This window comes from Salipiger sp. PrR003, from assembly GCF_010500785.1.
Taxonomy (GTDB): Bacteria; Pseudomonadota; Alphaproteobacteria; order Rhodobacterales; family Rhodobacteraceae; genus Salipiger; species Salipiger pacificus_A.
In genome coordinates, this window is sequence record NZ_JAAGOV010000077.1 from 1 (window position 1) to 17,779 (window position 17,779).

A 17,779-nucleotide genomic window follows, 5' to 3' on the forward strand; every position below is an offset into this window, starting at 1 on the left:
GGCTACGCCCGGCTTCCGCTTCCCCCAAAATCACCACCTGCAATGTCGCGCTGTTTCACCAGCGGTGTCGCTGCACAGACGCCGAGCGGCTCCCGCCTTCACCCTGAGGACTACTATGGCCAGATGGCAATCAACGGCCTCGGGCAGGCATCGAAATACATCGAGGCGATGCAGGCCGATCTCGCCGATGCCGCCAAGGAGGACGGACGATGAATTCTGAAAAGTACGCCAAGGATGTCGCGAAGGTGCGCTCGGTTTGCGCGGCGCTTGGCCTCAAGTCTCAGGGGACGGTGATCTTCATCGTACGAGATGGCGAACGCATCGGGATCCCGGCCTCGAGCGTCGACCCCAACAATCCGGTGGAGAGCCTGATCAAGATCGCATTCGACCGCGGGAAGGCGATTGGCGGCTCGGAAACCAAGGTCGATGTCGAGACCCGCGTATTCAGTTAAGCCGAGGCCCTGCCCCGAGTGTGCTCCGCGGACTGAAAGTGATCTCGTAAAGGCCATCATCGACCAGGTAGCCATCTCCCTGGCACCTCAAGAGAGCGCGCCTCACATTCTGAAAAGCTGTCTCAGCGGCTAGCTCGTCCCCGCCGCCCGCTGAGACCAGCAAGAGTTCTCGACCAACACGCCCTTGGGCCACGGTCACACCCACTGTGATGCTGACATTAGCCGCGGCGCCGCCGACATCCACGACCCAACACTTCGAGGCCGCCTCGAGGAGCGCCTGGGCTTCAGGGTTCATAGCAGGTGCCGAACAGGCCCCGGCACTGAGGGCAAGGCTTGCGCCGTCCGGTCCGATGGCATCATGGATCACCACATCGGCGACCAACGGCTCCACCCAGTCCTGACCGCGCTTCGTGCCGAAATGGATGTCTCTCGTCTCTCCGGGCTCGATCCCACCGGGAATTGGCACCCGAACCCGGCGCTCCGTTTTCCATGGGACGCTCCGCCCCTCAGTTCTGTATGCCACCTCCCCCTCAAGAGCAGCGATGGCTACATCGAGATGGTTGGTCACTGAGAGCGCGTAGTCGGCGGTCACGCCGTTGGCAGCGTCCCGCCGGACTTGATCAATTTCGATGGTGTCGCGAAGGCACTCGGTAACTGAGACCTCTGCACTCGAGGCGCTGACTATCGCCGAACAGAGAACTACGGCGGCGGAAAGGAACTGGATACGCATGTGTCCATTGGATGGGGAGTTTTGAGCGCCGTCAAGCAAGCGTGCTGACGGCGCTCATTGAAAAGTGCGCAGACGTCGTCGTCTTGCCACTGCCTCCCTTATTTCAATCCACACGCCAGATGGCGGATGCGCAGGATACCTTGCGGAAGTTTCACCGTGGTTTCGAAGCGACGTTAGCCTGCAAGCTCTTGCGCATGCCAAAAGCTTCAACATCTTAATAACTATGGATCACAAACTCTCGGGCATCGAACTCATCTGCTTCGATCTTTTCGGCACCCTGGTCGAGATCAGGGAACCGCGCTGGCCGCATCGCATGCTTCTGCAGGCCATACCGGGTGCGGATAAGCATCAGCTCCGCAGAACTCTGTTGACGCGCGCGATACCTCTTGAGCAGGTGCCCAGCGCCCTCGGCATCTCCATGCCCTCTGAGACCCTCTCAGCGGCGCAGGAGGCCCTATCTCATGAGTTGGCGTCAATCCGCGTGCGTGACGGCGTCAGTGCCATGCTGGCGAGCCTTCCTGTGCCGTACGCCGTGTGCAGCAATCTGAGCGTCCATTACGCGCCCGCGCTGAACATGCACCATGCCCTCTCACCCACTTTCTCGGTGATGTCTTTCGAGGTCGGATACGTGAAGCCGGATCCTGAAATCTACGGAATCGTGCTCAGCCGAGCGGGTTTAACGCCGGACCAGGTGCTCTTCGTGGGGGACACGCCGGCCGCCGACATCGAAGGCCCACGGCAAGCTGGGATGAGGGCCATGCACATCGACGACTTTTTGCCCAGCACAAGAACTCTTCTGTCCATGCCACAGGCTGATTGAACCTAATACCCTAGATTTCTATAGCGGATGATCTTTGCCGTACATGCTTTGTGCACGTTCAACGCCGCGGTCGAACCACTAAGTGACCATGTAATCAGATTTCGTTTGCTGGAGGGGTCTTTCATCGAAATCGTACGCCCAGACGCCAGCAGGCGCCAAACACCGCTCTTGTCCTCCTGCGGTGCAAAGGTGAATAAGACGCTCTGCATGCCACCGCCAGACCTAAAAGCTGCTCCGTTGAGGTTTATGTCTTCTTGCTGATTGATAGACAGGACAAGTGTCCCAGCGAAGTCATTGCTCCATAGTCTTCGGGACGTGATGACATTCACGCTTACCATGCCGTCATCCCTTACATTAAATCCAATGTAGTCCTCGGTCTGCTGGGTCCGATTGTGTGAGAATGCACTGCAGACCTGAAGGCGCTGGTCGGGATAGTAGGTTCTCTCGACGGTCCATGCTCGCTGCGAGTGCAGTACAGCGACCTGCGGCTGAGCTTCAGCCCTGATGGCCATATGTCCAAACGCAATAAATGCAATCATCACTAGCTTGAGGCGGTCCATGTCACTCTCATCCAAAATTCACCATTCGCACGATGTCGTCGGACTTCGATCATTTCTGGCCCTGATTACGTTTTTGTTGTGATCGGAAGCGAAAATTGGTGCTCTCAAAACAGCATCGAAAACCGCCAGTATGACGGCCCGGGCTCGCCTTTTGAAGTGAAGCGCCCGGGCAAAAAGTTTGAAATCAATGACCTAAAAGGGGTCGAGGGCGGTCGTCAGAAGGGCTCGAGGACTCGGATGCCCTTGGGGAGATCGCGCAGGTCGACCTCGATCTCATAGTCCTTGAACGAGCGCGCCGGCGGCTGACCATCCAAGCTCGGATCACCCACCTCGATGAGTTCGCCACCGGCGCGACGATGCGTGGTGACGCGGTCGAACAGCTTGTGAGCCTGAGCGCAGCCGAGCTTGCTGTCGTGCTTGAAGACAATCAGTCGGCGCGAGGCCATCTCTCCGCGACTGGCGGCACGATCGAAGTCGAACATGTCCCGGATCGCAGCCCACAGCAGGGTCAGGTCATCATCATCGAAGCCAGACTTCTTCGCGCAGTTGGCGTTAATGTAGCCATGCACGCGATAGAGACCGTAGGGGATGATGTACTTCGATCCCATGGTCCTCTGCTTCTCGCGATCCTTCTCGTTCGTGACGCTGCCGCGGGTGATCCCGATGTTGATCGGCATAACCGGCTCCACCGAGCGCGCAAAGTTCACCTGAACTGGGCCGCGCACCGATCCGGCATTCACTTCGTTTGTCATCACGGCGCCAAATGCCCGAATGTCGAAGAAGGTGTCACACATCCAGCGCGTGACCGCTGCGGCCTGGTCGGTTTTCTCGGGCAGCTTCTTGGCCTTCGACTTGAGCTTGTTCGCTTTGTACGCACGCTCGTGCTGCTCGTTGAGGACCGCACCTTGGGTCTGGTAGATCTCGAAGCCATCATCGCCACTGCAGACCTCAGCAACGTAGTTCCTGATTTTTCGCTTCAGGGCGACGTCGGAGACCAGGCCATGCATCGTCTCGGGGTCCTGGCGTGGCATCGAGCCGGCATCGGGATCACCGTTGGGATTGCCGTCGATCACATCGAAGTAGAGAACGAACTCGTAGCGGTTTTGAATAGGGGCAATTTCTGGGGTGGTCATCAGGCGGTCTCCTTTTCCTGTTCTGCCTGCTCGGCTGCTCTCTTGGCCGCCTTGCGCACGAGTTTGTCTGCTTTCTGGTGGTAGTACCCGGTGGTGAACCGACCTTGGTCTTCGAGAGCGAAGATGCGGGGCATGCTCGGTCCCAGACCTCCCTTGACCTCGGTGATCTGCCGGTCGAACCAGTTGGCCAGGTGCCCCGAGCCCCCGCGTCGGATGAGATTCAGGTGGTGGCTGATGTTGCGCTCGAGCTGCGGGAAGATGCGCGCCGGGGTGGCCGCGGCCGAGCTGAAGAACTTGTCACGGATCGTGGCGTTCAACGTGGGAAGCGCTTTAATCTGGATGTCCTCCAGTAGTGCAAACAGTCTGCCCAGCAGATAGGCTTCGTCTGTGCAGGTAGGGTCGAGGCTCACGGGCAGTTTCTCCTTGCGTGTGGTCTGATTGATGATGGCTCTGCAGATCGCTGCGCGGCGAGCGTTTACATCGCGATCCTTGTTGATCCGCATGATGATCTGGCTCAGCAGGGAGCGTGGTAGAGGGTTTCCAGTCAGAACAGATTTCAGGATTTCTCCCGCGAGCATGGGATCTGCGCTGCTCATTTTTCGCTTGCCATCCTTGTCGGGGACAACGGTCTCCAGAACGATCGACCAAATCGCCGGAACGCTCGTCCAGCCCTCGGGCTCGATAGTCAGCTCCTCCCAAAACTTCAGAGCATTTTTCGAAAATTCAGAGACCGTGCCGGGGAACCAGAAACGCACCACCAGTCGTGCCGAATTTGGGGTCAGACCCAGAAGGAACACCTCGGTCTCGGGATCGAGCTTGGAGAAGTCCGATGGCTGTCCCTTTGCAAGCTTGCGCATGGTTTCGCGGACCTTGGAGGCCTCGTCAGCATCCGTCGGCGGGTCCATGACAGCGCTCATGATCCACTCACATTCGTCCGCGGCTTCGGCTTCCGGTGCCTTGGCCCAGAAGACGGTTGTGGTGTCGCCTACCAGGGCATTGCGGCGCTGTTCGCCTCTCTCGGCCAGAAGCGTGTTGAGAGCCGTCACATAGTTGAACGCAGCCTTCTCTGAAATCGGCGCATTCTCTCCCTGATCCTTCCCATACGAGCAGAAAGACGACTGGTTGAAGGTGACGATACTTGCTCCCATGGATTTCGAGCCCCACACACCTTTAATTGGCAAGTGCGTGCGCGCGAGCGGCCCCTCTTCACCTGTCACGAGGCACCGCACGAGTTGCTCATTGGACGGCTTCTTGGCCTCAGCCACGATGACGGGACACTCATGCAGCAAGATTCGATCGTCACCTTCGCCGATCTCGATCTGCAGCGTATGCACCAGGGCGTCGTTATCCAGCTCACGGCTGACGAACTGCTCCGGCTCCCAGGATTCCATGAAACGAAGGAACGCGGCGAGATGCGGATCATTCGTACCTTCAAAGAGCTCCCGGTGCCGCTCCACGAAAGCAGCGTGCTTCTCTGCAGCCTTGGCGTTGAAGTCAGGAACGATCCGCTTGGTGCCGCCCTCCTTCTCTTCTTTGAAGCCTACGCCCAGCACATAGGTCAGGTAATCGCACCCAAGGCGTGGAAGTACCCCCGAGGTACGCTGCACAGCGGGGATCGGCTTGCGGACCGGCCTGGGATCACCGTCTTTGAGGCTTCGAATGTCCGTCAGGCGAAGGAAATTGCCATCCATATCGATCTCGAGTGAGTAGCCGACGTATTCCATTGAGTGGTTGAAGTCGGGCGCCTCCCCCGCTTCGAAAAGACGGCCGTAGAGATCGTTCAAGGCACGCATCATGGTCATGCAAAGTGCCCCTCCTGGCGCGCCGCCGCGACATCGATGACACCATCTGACATCCGGGCGCGGAAGAACTGTGGCGTGCATCCATCCGAGTAGTCGATGTCATAGAGCATCAGTCCCAGATCGGTTTCTCCCTGAAGTTCCGAGCAGGGCGTTTCATCCTCGATCAGTTCGAAATCGGCTGCGAACTCCCGCAGCCCCAGGAACGGCCTCTGGAAACACTGCCCCTTACGTGCCCGGCGACAGAACATGTCATAGTGCTTGTCGATGGTGTCGTCGCCAGCGCGATCGGTGAGTTCGACATGCGCCTCGATGATGTATTCGACATCTCGCAGCGCCTGCATGGAGCGCTGCTGACGATGCTTCCCCTCAGAGACATCGTACTGAATGGCCCTCGGATCATCTTCTTTCCAGCCCTGCTCAGCGCTCTTTGGCGCAAACTTGTCGGCCACCTCGCTTTTCCGAAGACTCTGAAAACGAATGGGACGTATCACGTGAATGCGGTCAATCACCCAGGTGATGGCCGGCTTCCAATGGATGGCCTCGAGCATACCGCGGGCGGCTGATGGTGTGAGCACGTCGTAGGACAGACGCTCCGCTTTGGCTTCTGGTCTCGTGAAGCAGGCGAAATCGCCCCGGACCCTGAGTTTAATGGCATCCATTAAAATTGCTCCGGGATAGAAAATCCTGCGGAGGGATCGTATAGAGCCTCCGCTCGTAGAACGACGAAGCTGTCGCCGAACTCATCTGCACGCACGACCTCGGCCAGACGTCGGTCTATCAATGTCTGCCGGGTCCTGGTGTTGATGGAGATCGTGAAATTCTGCATCTCACGGGAGATGACACCGCCCGCCGGGCATGTCCGCAGCGTGCGCTCAGCCTCACGGGTCAGGCCGTATTCGCCGACACCGATGATCAGCGGCACGGTAACCTCCTGGATCAGCTTGAATAGGGCCGCGATATTGGCAAAAGGATAGTTGAGATCACGCGAGCGGGCGATGACCCCGATCATGTCCATGATGTCGGCACCATCCAGATCACCGGCCTGGGCGCGTACTGAGTAGAGTCTCTGAAAATATGCCCTGATGGTATCGGGGTGCAGCAGATCGTCGAAACGGGGAATGATGGCCCTCGCCGCCTCTGCATTCTGTTTGATCTCGGGCGGGATGATGTAGAAGTCGGTGGGCTCGAAAATGTAGACCTGACCCGGTCGCTCCATTTTGCCGTTTCTGTTGCAGCGCCCGGCTGCCTGGGCAATGGAGTCGATCCCAGCGACAGCGCGCCAGACTTCTGGGAAGTCGATGTTGACCCCCGCCTCGATCAGGGCGGTCGCAAAGAGAGTGATCGGGATGTCCGGCTCTTCCGCGCGGCGATCCAGACGAGCCTTCACTTGCTGGAGGACTGCCCGGCGGTGCAGAGCGGTCATGTTGGTGGTCAGGTGAAAGACGCCCTCCCCGCCGCGCATTTGGTCGTAGAGATCGCGGGCATGGGTCTTATTGTTGACGATGACGAGCGCCTGCCGGCCGCGGATGCGATTGCAGAGTTCCTGATTTCCCACCCGTCCCGCATTGTGGATGTCGACGCGTTTCAGCTCATGGTGCAACTGCTCTGGATCTGGCGCCAGTTCCCGGACCTTCTCGCGGGGGAGAGCTTCGGGGATTTCCAGCCCGTCCACGTCCAGCACCGCGGGCTGGGTCGCCGTGCAAAGTACGATGGAGCACCCATAGGCACGGCAGAGTTCCTGGATTGCAGCCAAACAGGGCCGCATGAAGAGGATCGGAAGGCTTTGCGCCTCATCGAGGATGATCACCGAGTTGGCGATATTGTGCAGCTTCCTGCACTTTGAAGTGCGGTTGGCAAAGAGGCTCTCGAAGAACTGGACAGCCGTGGTTACGACGACCGGTCGGTCCCAGTTCTGCGCAGCCATCATGGCACCGCGCTGATGCTTCTCGTCTTCCAGCGACATCGGATCAAAGCTGGAGTGGTGCTCGAGCACGGCGTCGGGGTTGCCCAGCGCCTTGCGGAATTCCGATGCCGTCTGCTCGATGATCGCATTGAAGGGGGCAACGTAGATGATGCGCCCATGGCCGTGGTGTTTTGCATGCTCCAGCGCGAATTTCAGAGAGGCCAGCGTCTTGGCTCCCCCAGTAGGAACCGTCATGGAAAAGAGGCCAGGCTCCAGGCTTGCGCGCTCACCTGCAGTCCTCTGTACCCGCGCGCGGACCTCGTTGACGAAGGTCGTGGGCTCACCGAAGGATGCGATGGTCTTGTTCAGAGCCTTCCGAAGCGGCGCCAGTGCTGGCGAGGCCTCCCTGCGGCGCCCCCACATGAAGGCTTCGGTCTCCATGAAATCGGCATCCACAAGGGCGGAGAAAAGCATCCGGGTGAAGAAGTGGATCTCGAAGTGATCCGGGCGCCCGCCAGTCAGGGGTTTCGGCGGCTTGGGCGCGCTGGGCTCTGTGCCCGGGGGTATGGGAACGTCCGCTGCCCCCAGTAGGCGCTCCTCGAGCGGGACGGTGGGAGAGGCGCCTTCGATGGCCTCACCGCGGCCGTTGGGTAGGCCCGTGTGGTGTCCGGCGATGATGTAGGCCATCAGCTGGGCCATGTTCGGGTTCACGAGATCGAACGCCTTGCGGGCACCATCCACCGCGTGGGGCACCTGCTCGCCTCCCATGAGGTAGTCCTGAAATCCCTTCTTGGCCTTCCCCAGGTCGTGCAGCAGGCCACATGCCTCGCCCATCCAACCGGCACCGAACTGGTCAGCGCGGGCATCGGCGCCACGGGCCACGTTCCAAGCGTGATCTTCGTAAGTTTCCCACTCTGAGACCGGCCGGTCCTCGAGGGTGTGGGCGTAAAGCTTCGGCAAATTCTATCCCTGGCGCAATGCGCCCTATTCTTTCAATACATGGATTACCCGCCAGACACCTAGCCGTCAATCCATTTTTATGGGAGGTCGCCCTGTGCGGAAGGAAAGGTTCGGCAGGCCATCTACAGGATGACAGCCCACCGAACAGTCAGTCATATGCGGATAGAGTGCGTATGTCTGGTTTCAATCCACGCGCCGGGGCGCACCCAGCATGTGGTTTTGAATCTTCCAGAATGGTAAACGGTTGCCTGAGAGGTCCTCCCGGGCAACCGCTTCAGGGACATTTGACGTCCCTGTGTTCAATCCAAGCTTTTGTGGCCAAGTCCACACGTCCGTCTTCCAGGTTTCAATCCACGCGGCATCGTGGCCGCACCACGCCAATACAGGAAGACTCTGAAAATGAGGTTACGGCCACCCATTTTCAGGGTGGCCGTCTAGTGCCTCATACAACAGGCCACAATCCTCGAGATGTTCCAATCCGCGCCCTGCAAGCAGAGCGAAAGCGCTCGCCTCGATCTCCGAGATGGTTATTGCCGTTCCAATCCGCGCACCACGACGAGTGCGAATGTCCTTCGTCTACCGCAGACTTTTTAAATCAGGATTTCGACAATTTCAGAGATAGATCTCTCTCACCTTGGTCCCATGCTCGGCGTGGCCTCCATCTCTGCCGTCTGCTCGCGCTCCAATTTCAGAGCCGCTGCGATCGACTTGCACACGGTTCGGGCAACTTCTGTGTCTCCAGCGGCCGGGCCCCTAGCATCAGGATTTCCATCGAGGCCGAGAATCTCACGCATGGGGATCACGATGATGTCTGCCGAAGCGACATCGGACGACCCGATTTTGCGCGGGAGCGTCCGACGAATAACCTCTGCCGTCTGGAGTAGTTCCTCATGGATGTTTCCTCGCCGTGTAGAAAGCATGTCCATCTTCTCCAAGACCATCTCGGCAAACGCCTTCTGTGCATCCTCGCCGCCAGACGCAGCCAGGTCTCCCTCTCTCGTGAGGAACTCTCTCGCATCCCTCAGGAGGCGTTCTGGGTCGCCCAGGGCCCAGCGCTCAACCTGATCCGGGTCAGCCGGCGGGGTTCCCGCGGTATCCGACATGATCGCCCAATGCGTCATTTCGAGAAGATCCAACGCACCGCGCTTCTGAATGTCTGCGGCTCCATCGGGAATGAGGCCAATGATCTTCGCGACGTCCCGCAAGTAGACCCTTTTTGAGTTGCGGATTGTGCTCAGTAGGTGGCGCCGAAACGACATGTTGAATCCCTCTCACATTCTGAAAACTTGACTAAAATCCGGTTCCGGATCGTCCTCGAAGGTGTCCACCGGCTCGTAGAAGGCATACAGGGAGTGCCTTACGAGAACGTTCTCTCCAAGCTGCTCACGAAGAACGATCAGAACGGATGTCGCACAGCCCGAGCTGAGGTCGTCGGTCGCCCACGCGCCGGACACTCTGATTTCTGTGTGGGCCAGATGGCTTGCGAACGCCTCCGCCGCAGCCTGCTGCTCTTCGAATTCGACTTGCTCACCCTCGAGCGCCCCGAAAGATTCCCAGGCAGCGAAGGGCTCCTCTCCGCCGTCGCAGCCCCAGAACCTTCGAGCGAAGTGCCCCTGCTCGGCATTCCTCTGAAGGGCCTCCATGATGAGATCATTCTCTTGAGGGGACAGCTCACCTGAAAGAAAGCCATCGATGACGACCAGTGGGCCTGAGTGCTCGGAGACTTCTTTCAAGACTGCCTTCCTGAGCTCATTTGCACGACCTCGTCCGATTTGCATCGCGGCCGACCCACACATGCTACCGGGGTGCACCAGCACCAACGCCTTCGCTTTCTCTGAATTTTCGGTCATGAAACCTCCCGCCTACCGACGGCCAAGACGCGTCGATTTCAAAGGCCAAGTGCAGTCTCGGATGAAAATGAACAGAGGTCGGGAGGCTCTCAGTTCATGATTTCGGCTACGACGTTCGTAAGGGCACGGACATGACCGTCTCTCAGACACCGCGCCCGTAGCCCGGTCTCCCGCTTGTTCTGGGCGTCCTTTGCAGACACCTCCCAGAGGCCGTTCGCGCTAGGCGCAACCACCATGCCGTATTTGGAGTGCTCCCCAAGATAGGCTCTCACCAGAAATTCCTGCGCATTGGGGTGCGGGCGCCGGCAATCGTATCCGCGGTTTTTCAGAGCGCTCATCCATTCACGCGTTTCGAGCTCTGCCTGGCCGAAGATCCGGATTGCCTCGGCTCGACGGCGCTCCCGATCTTTTCGACCCCATGGCGAGAGCTCAAAATCTGCGGGGAGCGGACGAACGCATTCGATCCTGAAGACGCGATTGTCTTGGGTCGTCCACGGATGGAAGTCATCCCCCACACGGGCTCTCGTCAGGATGTAGTTGTGCTTCATCTTCGCCAACCGAACTTGATCTGCGACATCGTGGAATTGGAGCTCCAGCTGGCCCTTCCGGCCGCCAAGGACTCTATTATCCTCCTCGGTCGCGATCATCTGGGCCAAGTGGTCGAGTTGCTCCTCCAGCTCTTCAGCATCCTTCGGGGACCAGGAATATACGATCTCCCCTCGCGCCTCGATGTGCTTTCTGTCTTTGGCCTGGGTGGACGTCTCGATCAGACGTACTTGAGAGACCTCATGGGGGTTGAGATCGAGCACCTTCGGCATCCCATGGCGGTTCCGGTGTGAAGCTGCTACGAGGAAGGCCATACCAGCTGTGACTGTGACCTGTCCGCGAGCCGCGGAAATCGTTTCGCCCTCACTGTCGGCAACAGGGGGCACGAAGTGAACTTCGATGTGATCGCCATGCCCAACGTCGGAAAATTTACAATTCTTTAAGTTGCCCCACTATCCATGCACTGGACGCCACTCTCACTACCTACTTTCGATAGTATTCTTATAATATTGGCTCAGCTACGCAATCCCCAGTCAGCGCCTAGGCTGCGAGTGAGCGAGTTTTTATGATAAGGCTTGCATTTGTTCATATTTTCGCCTTCTATGGAACTACTCGAGGAATCGAGCTCTATCGCACGGGGTTTGGTATCAAGGATGATTTTCAGAGTCTTTCTGGCGTTAGATTTTCAGAGATTCCTGCCTTACTCCGTGCGCACGTAATCCCAAATAAGTTGAGGGACCCATGAAGTACTTTATCCTGAGCGCGTCCGCACTGAGCCTCCTTGCTGCATGTGGTGGTGGCGGAGGTAGCGATCGCGCTGCCTTCTCCGATCGGGCGGAATTTGTTTCCTTTGCCGAGGCGCAATCCGAAGGCGGCGAATACCGCGCTGACGGCACGGTCACCTCAGCAGGTTACGAGATCTCCTCCGATGGCACCGTGACCATCACCGATGGCCCCGACACGGAGCGCGACGCAGTTGCCGGGCTGAGCTTCGAAGACGGTGTCATCAGCGCTCTGGCAGTGCGTGACTCCGACGCAGATATCACGCTCGCAGAAGAGAACGGCGACGGCATGATCGTGACCGACGGTTACATCATCGCCGCGACTGAAGATGGTGACAACGTCGCGATCGTCGCCGACACCGACCAGTTGTACTACAACTACCAGTCCTATGGCATCTGGCAGACCGGCCTCAACGGCGACTCCGGGCGCGCAGCTGCGGGTTCCTTCGGGGCCGAGACCGCCAGCGACCAAATGCCCGACACCGGCACCGCCAGCTACTATGGTGAAAGTGTCGGCCAGGTCGTGACTGATGGCGTCGACTATGCCACGCAGTCCAGTGTCTACGTCGGCACCGACTTCGAGGATGTCTACGTTTCGAGCGCCGGAACCTACGCCTACGACCCGATCAACGACACCTATGTGGAAGGTCGCTCCGATCTGGACTTCGAGGCAACCGGCAGCATCGACGGCTCCGGCTTCAGTGCTGAGATCGCCGACGCCGGCATGGCAGGCGATGTCGCTGGCCAGTTCTATGGTCCGGGCGCTCAAGAGGTCGGGGGCACCTTCTCGGCTGTCACGGACGACAGTGAATACCTCGGATCGTTCGGCGCATCGCAGTAATCGTGAAGCGTAAGAATACTCTCGCAGCGGCGGCCCTGGCGGCCGCTGCACTCGCTTCTGGGGCCGACGCGCAACAACAGCAGCCGGCTCCTGTCCGCATGGAAGTTGCCTTCAAGGTAGCTCTGAATTCGATCGCCACCGGCCAGCCGGAGCAAGCCGTCAGGATCCTGCGAAAGATGCTTGCGACAGACCCCGACCTCATTCGCGTGCGTCTGGAATTGGCACGCGCGCTCTACGAGGCGGGCGAGTACACGCAAGCCCAGGAGCAATTCAGGATCGTCCTCTCGAGCGGCGAGCTTCCCGCGGCCGTACGTGCCAACGTCCTTCGGTTCCTGCGTGCGATTGATGAGGAACGCGGGCTGCGAACAAGTTTCTCGATCGGCCTCGAGGCCCCGCAAGGCGCCGGTCGCAGCTACGAGACCGATGATATCGACATCGACTTTGGCGCGGGGCCTCTGAAGTTCAAGATGGACCGGGAAGACCCACCTCTTACCGGCCTGGCGCTTTCTGGCGCGTTCAGGAAACAGTGGCCTCTGAAAGAGTTCGAGAGCGGAGTGAACCTCACCGGCTACGTGCGCGGTAGCGCCGATCTCTATGAGACATCCGGAACGTTCTTTGACAAAGAGGCCGCAGAACTGGGCACTGGTCTGCAATGGACATGGCCCCGTACGACCTCTTTCGTGGAGGCGACAGCGGGCACGACGTATCGAGACAAGGAGATGTCCGAGGAGTACATTGGCATCGGAACCGGCGTGTCGTGGCGGACGCAGGCAGGTCTCACCACGGCCCTCGAAGTTGATTTTCAGGATGTTTCCTTCGACCGCTACCCTGACGTCGGCGCCCAGCGCACCAATGCGTCGGTCACCGTCGTGAAACCGCTTCGGGGCCGTGATCAGGTTGCGGTGAAGCTCTCGTACCAGAGGCAGAACGCCGATCGCGCCGACATTGCCTACGACTACGCCGAGTTGCGCGTCGGGCGCCGGACCGAGATCGGAGGCGGCTTTCTTCTGGAACCATCGGTGTTCGCCGAAGGCTTCTGGCAGGAGGAGGCTACGGCCGGTCTGGCAGAGACCCGCACTGAGCACGAGTTCGGCGTCGATCTCAGGGTCGACAAGACGGATACGTTCATCTTCGGACGGTTCACCCCATACGTTGAAGTCGGCTTCTCCAAGCGCACAAGTTCAATCGATGCCTACAGCTACCGGGACACCCACATCAGTGCCGGCCTGACGAGCGCGTTCTAGGTCGGCCGACAAAATCGAGACTAGGTGATCGTGGCCCTCCCGGGAGGGTCACCCTCAACCTTGCAAATCGGGAATGCGGCTCCAGATTTGCAAGGTTAATAGCCTTCCCCACACTTACAAGATCGTGCACACACCTTGCTCGATCAGAGGGTCGGGTCGACCACTTTCACTCCCGTAGGCGCGAAATCCGAGACATTTCTGGTGATGACCAATCCATCTCGACTGAGTGCTTGAGCTGCAATCATGAGGTCCGCGCTACTATTCCCAATTCGTGCAGATAGCCTCCCCCAGTGTAGGGCATCGTCTGCTGAAAAATCGAGGATGCGATCAGAGAAAATCCTAACGGTCCTGTCGAGCCAAACCCTCAAATCGTTGGCAAAATCGGGATTTCGCGCTTCCTGAAGGACCACCCCACGCTCGATTTCGCCCAGAGTGATCGTACTCAGGTATAGGGTTTTTTCGTCTTGTGATGCCAGCCATTTGGCGATCTGTGGGGCGCGGTCCGGCCTGCGTGCCTGGGAGATGATATTTGTATCGAGAATTTGAATCAAAACTCGACGTCCCGAGGCTGGATCTGCTGGCGCGGCACGTCGGCCTCCGGAAATGAGAGTAGATGTTCTGCGAAGCTTCCCCGTTTCGCCTGGGCTGCCTTGACGAGACGGTCATATTCTTCAGCAGCAACGACCACGACAGCAGGCTTTCCCCGGCGGGTTACTTTCTGCGGATGCCCCGCAAGCGCAGCTTCGACGACCGCACTGAAACGGTTCTTGGCGTCCTGCAAATTCATCACAAAGACCTCCTGTCCAGATAGGTAGACAGATAAGGCTTCACACTCATCCAATCAAGGCCAAACGCACAGCGCTGTACGGGACCGACACTATCTTGGGGAGTACACAGAGTCTTCAGGCTCGCTCTTGAGCTCATCCCCCTGTCCGATGACGGACATGCGCTCGGCCGGGAACGGCTTTAACAGCTCGAAGGCGTCATCCGGCACCCCAGTGAGCCAGGTGTCGTAGTCGTCACGAGATAGGATCACCGGCATCCGGTCCGGGTGGACGTCCTTGACCAAATCGTTGGGCGTGGACGTCACCATTGAGTATGTGTCGATCTCAACCGGGTCGTCCTTGTAGTAGCCCTTGAAGTGCCGCCAGATGCCCGCGAACGCATAGGGCTCCGGGGCGCCGTCCTCATCCACGACCGTGAACCAGAAGTAGGTCGCCGGAGATCGCCCTTTCGCCTCGCAGAAGGACGTCGCAGGGATCAGGCAACGGCGATCCTCGAAGCTGCCACGCCAGAAGCCGCTCGAGCGCAGCTTGTCGTCTCTGGCATTGTTGATGGCTTTCGGTTGGATCGCCTTGCCGGTCTTCTTCGACTTCTGGGGCATGACGAGGCCCCAGTGCATGTCCAGCAACTCCCGCTCACCTTTGTCATTCAGGCGGACCACGGGGCCATTGTACTTGGGAAAGATTGCCTTGCGCGGCTCAAAGTTTCCCAGCGCATCGTTGCCGGCACCCACCTTGAACAGGCTCCGCATGGTCTCCTGAGGCATCGTGGAAGCGTAAAGATTGCACATGGGACCGATCCTGAAATTGACGCCCTTAAGGATGGTACATTTTCAGGATCGGGCAAGCTCTACGTATGGTGAGAGCAAACTTCAGGTTCCAGCTCGGGGACAGGAAGGTTCAGAAGCCTCGATGTTCTAAGTGCAAGGCCGACTGCTATTCGACGGTTCCGTTCGCGATCACCCTACCGCTTTTCTCTTAGACACGGCATTTCCGCAGTTGGCACGAAAACGACACAGCGCGGTCGCTTCCGGCCGAGACATTGCCGTGCATATCTGTGCCTAACCACCGCATGCGCCTACCACTTTCCTTCGCCGCCCTCTTCCTCTCCGTCATTCTTCAGCAGCTTTCCTCCGGCGGCGTCGGCCCGCTTGATGCGCTCTCTGGCTTCGCACTGAACTTCACGACCGCCGAGATCGGTTTCCTCGGTTCGGCCCATTTCATCGGCTTTTTCGCAGGGTGCTGGTGGGCGCCTCGTCTGATGGGTTCAGTGGGGCACAGCCGCGCCTATGCCGCCTTCACCGCCGCCGGGGTCATGGGACTTGTAGCCCACCCACTATTAACCACCCCAGAGGCCTGGGCAATCTTCCGCATGGCCACCGGCCTGTCCGTCGCCGGGGCCTACACTGTAATTGAGGCCTGGCTACAAGCCGAAGTGACCAACCAAACCCGTGGCCGCGCCATGGCCGCCTACCGGATGGCCGACATGGGTGCGGCACTGGTCGCTCAGATGCTGATCGGCGTTCTCGAACCGGCCCATTACGTAAGCTACAACCTGCTGGCGCTGCTGTGCTGCACGGCGATGCTTCCGATCACCCTGACGCGCCGAGCGCAACCGGCCACGCCTGCCGCCCCGAGGCTGCGTCCCGGTCTTGCCGGAGCGCGATCGCCGCTGGCTGTGGCAGGGGTCATTGTCTCGGCGCTATCGGGCGCGAGCTTTCGCATGGTGGGTCCGATCTACGGCGCGGGCGTAGGCCTGCAGCCCGATCAGATCGGCCTCTTTCTTGCCGCCTACATCGCCGGGGGCGCTGCGGCTCAATATCCAGTGGGCTGGCTGGCCGACCGTTTCGACCGGCGGACGGTGCTGATCTGGCTTTCTGTCGCCTCAATCGTGGTTTCCGTAGCCACCGCCACTTTCACCGGCCTCCCGCCTACCGGCGTCATGGCCATGGCCGCCATCTTCGGAGTGGTGACCTACCCAATCTACTCAGTTTCCGCAGCGCATGCCCATGACTTCGCCAAAAGCTCTGAGCGGGTGGAGCTATCTGCCGCGCTCATGTTCTGGTACGCGGTCGGCGCCATTGCAGCACCCTACGGCGCCGCCCTGCTGATGGCGGCCTTCGGCCCCGCCTCGCTCTTCGCTCTGATAGGTGCCGGACACCTCGTCTTGGTGATCTTTGGCCTGATCCGCATGAATGCTCGCCCGGCCGCACACCGCACGCCCTATGTCTACGCGCCGCGTACCAGCTTCACCATCGGCCGGCTACTGTCACGACAGCGCGAAAAGCGTGACTGATGGATCATGTACTCGTGCTGCGACGCGGGTAACTCTGAGAAAACCTGAACTCGGATGCAGGCCCCGCATTTCATGAGAATCTGCAGAGCCAATAGCTGGGATAGGTTTCGCAGGGCTTAGAACGAGCATTGTGTGGGCCGGAATGTTATCCGATCCTGACTTACGATGCCGCTGTCTGGCTCGCTAGCTGACGACTTCCACGCATTGCTCAATCTGCGCCACCGATGGAGGCATATCGAAGAAGCTCTCTCTCAAAGAAAGGTATGCGAAGGCCACACGCTGACTCGCAGCGAACTCCCGGCAAGCCTTGAGCGCTTGGGGTGTCATTCGCTCATTTGTCACCGGAGCGGTGTCGAGCACCATCATGACAGGAACCATAGCCGCTCCGAGATGCTCGACCTCCTCGCGATGTGCCGCCAATTTTTCGATGTCGCGCTTGATCTCGCCTTCTCGCAGACGGCTCTTGTCCCGCTCAGAGGCTTTGATCTCAATCGCCACGAGCATGTTCAGAAGGGTGTCTTGAGCTCGCCTACGACGCCAATCCCCATTGACCTCAGGCTTGAACAGGACAACGTCAGGAATGGTCTCGAAGCCTCCCCTGAAGTCGACGTGCTTTCGTTCGTCGAACCTACGGAAGAGTTCTGTCTGAGCGTACCTGATATCTTGGCGAACGTTCATTCCGAGCTGCTTCAAGGGGACCCCTGCAACGCGTAGGGAATGGTAGACCATGGCCTGGTAGTGCAGCTCACCGCCCAGGCAATTCATGCATTCGTCCGCAATGGTCAGCCATGCCTTACTAAGAAGGTAAACTGCCTGTTCAGGCGTTTCCATCTTCACCACCGCTAGATCACTTGCCAATGTTATCACTGCCTTCTTCTGCTGCTCAAAGCTCGCCCGGACAGTGTTCTCATTTTCAGGATCGGGCAAGCCTCGAGCGCTAGTGTTACTCACCTGACAGTAGCTTCCAGTTCGTTTGGAAGAGGGTCCAAAGGTTGCAATGCGGACTTTTCGGGCTTTCGCTGCGCCGTTCACGAAGGTCCGTTGCCCCCTCTTCTTCAGGGTGGACTAAGCATCGAGT

The 17,779-nt window shown here is 59.0% G+C and carries 19 protein-coding genes; 6 read left to right on the forward strand and 13 right to left on the reverse strand.

What is annotated here, in order from left to right; translation table 11 throughout:
- Positions 1 to 213, forward strand: a 213-nt coding sequence (locus G0D83_RS31975; RefSeq protein WP_203595660.1) for a hypothetical protein, incomplete at its 5' end; no start/stop codon positions are given.
- Complete coding sequence (locus G0D83_RS25755) at positions 210 to 452, forward strand: hypothetical protein (protein ID WP_164197432.1); 243 nt, start codon at positions 210 to 212, stop codon at positions 450 to 452. The genes G0D83_RS31975 and G0D83_RS25755, both read left to right, overlap by 4 nt.
- Here G0D83_RS25755 and G0D83_RS25760 read toward each other — a convergent pair.
- Positions 445 to 1,182 carry a hypothetical protein gene (locus G0D83_RS25760; RefSeq protein WP_164197433.1) on the reverse strand — a complete coding sequence of 246 codons (738 nt, stop codon included), beginning with the start codon at positions 1,180 to 1,182 and terminating at the stop codon, positions 445 to 447. The genes G0D83_RS25755 and G0D83_RS25760 overlap by 8 nt on opposite strands.
- A 223-nt stretch (positions 1,183 to 1,405) precedes the next feature.
- Between G0D83_RS25760 and G0D83_RS25765 the strand changes: the two genes are divergently transcribed.
- A complete protein-coding gene (locus G0D83_RS25765; RefSeq protein ID WP_164197434.1) occupies positions 1,406 to 2,002 on the forward strand; it encodes an HAD family hydrolase in 597 nt (198 codons plus the stop codon).
- Between the two features lie 2 nt (positions 2,003 to 2,004).
- Here G0D83_RS25765 and G0D83_RS25770 read toward each other — a convergent pair whose 3' ends face one another.
- From G0D83_RS25770 to G0D83_RS25805, 8 genes are all read right to left on the reverse strand, one after another.
- Entirely contained in the window at positions 2,005 to 2,562 is a 558-nt protein-coding gene (locus tag G0D83_RS25770) for a hypothetical protein (RefSeq protein WP_164197435.1), read from the reverse strand.
- Between the two features lie 215 nt (positions 2,563 to 2,777).
- Positions 2,778 to 3,680, reverse strand: coding sequence for a type I-C CRISPR-associated protein Cas7/Csd2 (gene cas7c / locus G0D83_RS25775; protein ID WP_164197449.1), 903 nt, complete (start codon positions 3,678 to 3,680; stop codon positions 2,778 to 2,780).
- Between the two features lie 14 nt (positions 3,681 to 3,694).
- Entirely contained in the window at positions 3,695 to 5,497 is a 1,803-nt protein-coding gene (gene cas8c / locus G0D83_RS25780) for a type I-C CRISPR-associated protein Cas8c/Csd1 (RefSeq protein WP_164197436.1), read from the reverse strand.
- Positions 5,494 to 6,156, reverse strand: a complete 663-nt coding sequence (gene cas5c, locus G0D83_RS25785; protein ID WP_164197437.1) for a type I-C CRISPR-associated protein Cas5c — start codon at positions 6,154 to 6,156, stop codon at positions 5,494 to 5,496. Before cas5c ends, cas8c begins: the two co-directional genes overlap by 4 nt.
- On the reverse strand, positions 6,156 to 8,360 hold the full coding sequence (gene cas3 / locus G0D83_RS25790; RefSeq protein WP_164197438.1) for a CRISPR-associated helicase Cas3': 2,205 nt from the start codon (positions 8,358 to 8,360) through the stop codon (positions 6,156 to 6,158). The genes cas5c and cas3 overlap by 1 nt, the downstream gene beginning before the upstream one ends.
- A 629-nt stretch (positions 8,361 to 8,989) precedes the next feature.
- Positions 8,990 to 9,565, reverse strand: a complete 576-nt coding sequence (locus G0D83_RS25795; protein WP_164197439.1) for a hypothetical protein — start codon at positions 9,563 to 9,565, stop codon at positions 8,990 to 8,992.
- Between the two features lie 66 nt (positions 9,566 to 9,631).
- Positions 9,632 to 10,210, reverse strand: a complete 579-nt coding sequence (locus G0D83_RS25800; RefSeq protein ID WP_164197440.1) for a hypothetical protein — start codon at positions 10,208 to 10,210, stop codon at positions 9,632 to 9,634.
- A gap of 89 nt (positions 10,211 to 10,299) precedes the next feature.
- Positions 10,300 to 11,019 carry a hypothetical protein gene (locus tag G0D83_RS25805; protein WP_164197441.1) on the reverse strand — a complete coding sequence of 240 codons (720 nt, stop codon included), beginning with the start codon at positions 11,017 to 11,019 and terminating at the stop codon, positions 10,300 to 10,302.
- A gap of 478 nt (positions 11,020 to 11,497) precedes the next feature.
- On the opposite strand from G0D83_RS25805, the gene G0D83_RS25810 reads away from it, so the two are divergent.
- Complete coding sequence (locus G0D83_RS25810; protein ID WP_164197442.1) at positions 11,498 to 12,379, forward strand: transferrin-binding protein-like solute binding protein; 882 nt, start codon at positions 11,498 to 11,500, stop codon at positions 12,377 to 12,379.
- A 2-nt stretch (positions 12,380 to 12,381) separates the two neighbouring features.
- Positions 12,382 to 13,623 (forward strand): tetratricopeptide repeat protein, encoded by a 1,242-nt coding sequence (locus G0D83_RS25815; protein ID WP_164197443.1) that lies wholly within the window; start codon positions 12,382 to 12,384, stop codon positions 13,621 to 13,623.
- Between the two features lie 143 nt (positions 13,624 to 13,766).
- Here the strand turns inward: G0D83_RS25815 and G0D83_RS25820 are convergent, their stop codons facing one another.
- From G0D83_RS25820 to G0D83_RS25830, 3 genes are all read right to left on the reverse strand, one after another.
- Positions 13,767 to 14,174, reverse strand: coding sequence for a type II toxin-antitoxin system VapC family toxin (locus tag G0D83_RS25820; protein WP_164197444.1), 408 nt, complete (start codon positions 14,172 to 14,174; stop codon positions 13,767 to 13,769).
- Entirely contained in the window at positions 14,171 to 14,413 is a 243-nt protein-coding gene (locus G0D83_RS25825) for a type II toxin-antitoxin system Phd/YefM family antitoxin (protein WP_164197445.1), read from the reverse strand. The genes G0D83_RS25820 and G0D83_RS25825 overlap by 4 nt, the downstream gene beginning before the upstream one ends.
- A gap of 87 nt (positions 14,414 to 14,500) precedes the next feature.
- Positions 14,501 to 15,196, reverse strand: a complete 696-nt coding sequence (locus G0D83_RS25830) for an SOS response-associated peptidase (RefSeq protein WP_164197446.1) — start codon at positions 15,194 to 15,196, stop codon at positions 14,501 to 14,503.
- A gap of 281 nt (positions 15,197 to 15,477) precedes the next feature.
- Here G0D83_RS25830 and G0D83_RS25835 point away from each other — a divergent pair, with 281 nt between their 5' ends.
- The gene (locus G0D83_RS25835) at positions 15,478 to 16,701 is read left to right on the forward strand and encodes an MFS transporter (protein WP_164197447.1); all 1,224 of its coding nucleotides are present in this window, start codon (positions 15,478 to 15,480) and stop codon (positions 16,699 to 16,701) included.
- A 183-nt stretch (positions 16,702 to 16,884) separates the two neighbouring features.
- Here the strand turns inward: G0D83_RS25835 and G0D83_RS25840 are convergent, their stop codons facing one another.
- On the reverse strand, positions 16,885 to 17,628 hold the full coding sequence (locus G0D83_RS25840; protein ID WP_164197448.1) for a hypothetical protein: 744 nt from the start codon (positions 17,626 to 17,628) through the stop codon (positions 16,885 to 16,887).
- Between the last annotated feature and the right edge of the window lie 151 nt (positions 17,629 to 17,779).

Coding starts and splice junctions, on each gene's coding strand:
- G0D83_RS25755 (WP_164197432.1), top strand. CDS start 210: ATGAATTCTGAAAAGTACGCCAAGGATGTCGCGAAGGTGCGCTCGGTT.
- G0D83_RS25760 (WP_164197433.1), bottom strand. CDS start 1,182: ATGCGTATCCAGTTCCTTTCCGCCGCCGTAGTTCTCTGTTCGGCGATA.
- G0D83_RS25765 (WP_164197434.1), top strand. CDS start 1,406: ATGGATCACAAACTCTCGGGCATCGAACTCATCTGCTTCGATCTTTTC.
- G0D83_RS25770 (WP_164197435.1), bottom strand. CDS start 2,562: ATGGACCGCCTCAAGCTAGTGATGATTGCATTTATTGCGTTTGGACAT.
- cas8c (WP_164197436.1), bottom strand. CDS start 5,497: ATGACCATGATGCGTGCCTTGAACGATCTCTACGGCCGTCTTTTCGAA.
- cas5c (WP_164197437.1), bottom strand. CDS start 6,156: ATGGATGCCATTAAACTCAGGGTCCGGGGCGATTTCGCCTGCTTCACG.
- G0D83_RS25800 (WP_164197440.1), bottom strand. CDS start 10,210: ATGACCGAAAATTCAGAGAAAGCGAAGGCGTTGGTGCTGGTGCACCCC.
- G0D83_RS25810 (WP_164197442.1), top strand. CDS start 11,498: ATGAAGTACTTTATCCTGAGCGCGTCCGCACTGAGCCTCCTTGCTGCA.
- G0D83_RS25830 (WP_164197446.1), bottom strand. CDS start 15,196: ATGTGCAATCTTTACGCTTCCACGATGCCTCAGGAGACCATGCGGAGC.
- G0D83_RS25835 (WP_164197447.1), top strand. CDS start 15,478: ATGCGCCTACCACTTTCCTTCGCCGCCCTCTTCCTCTCCGTCATTCTT.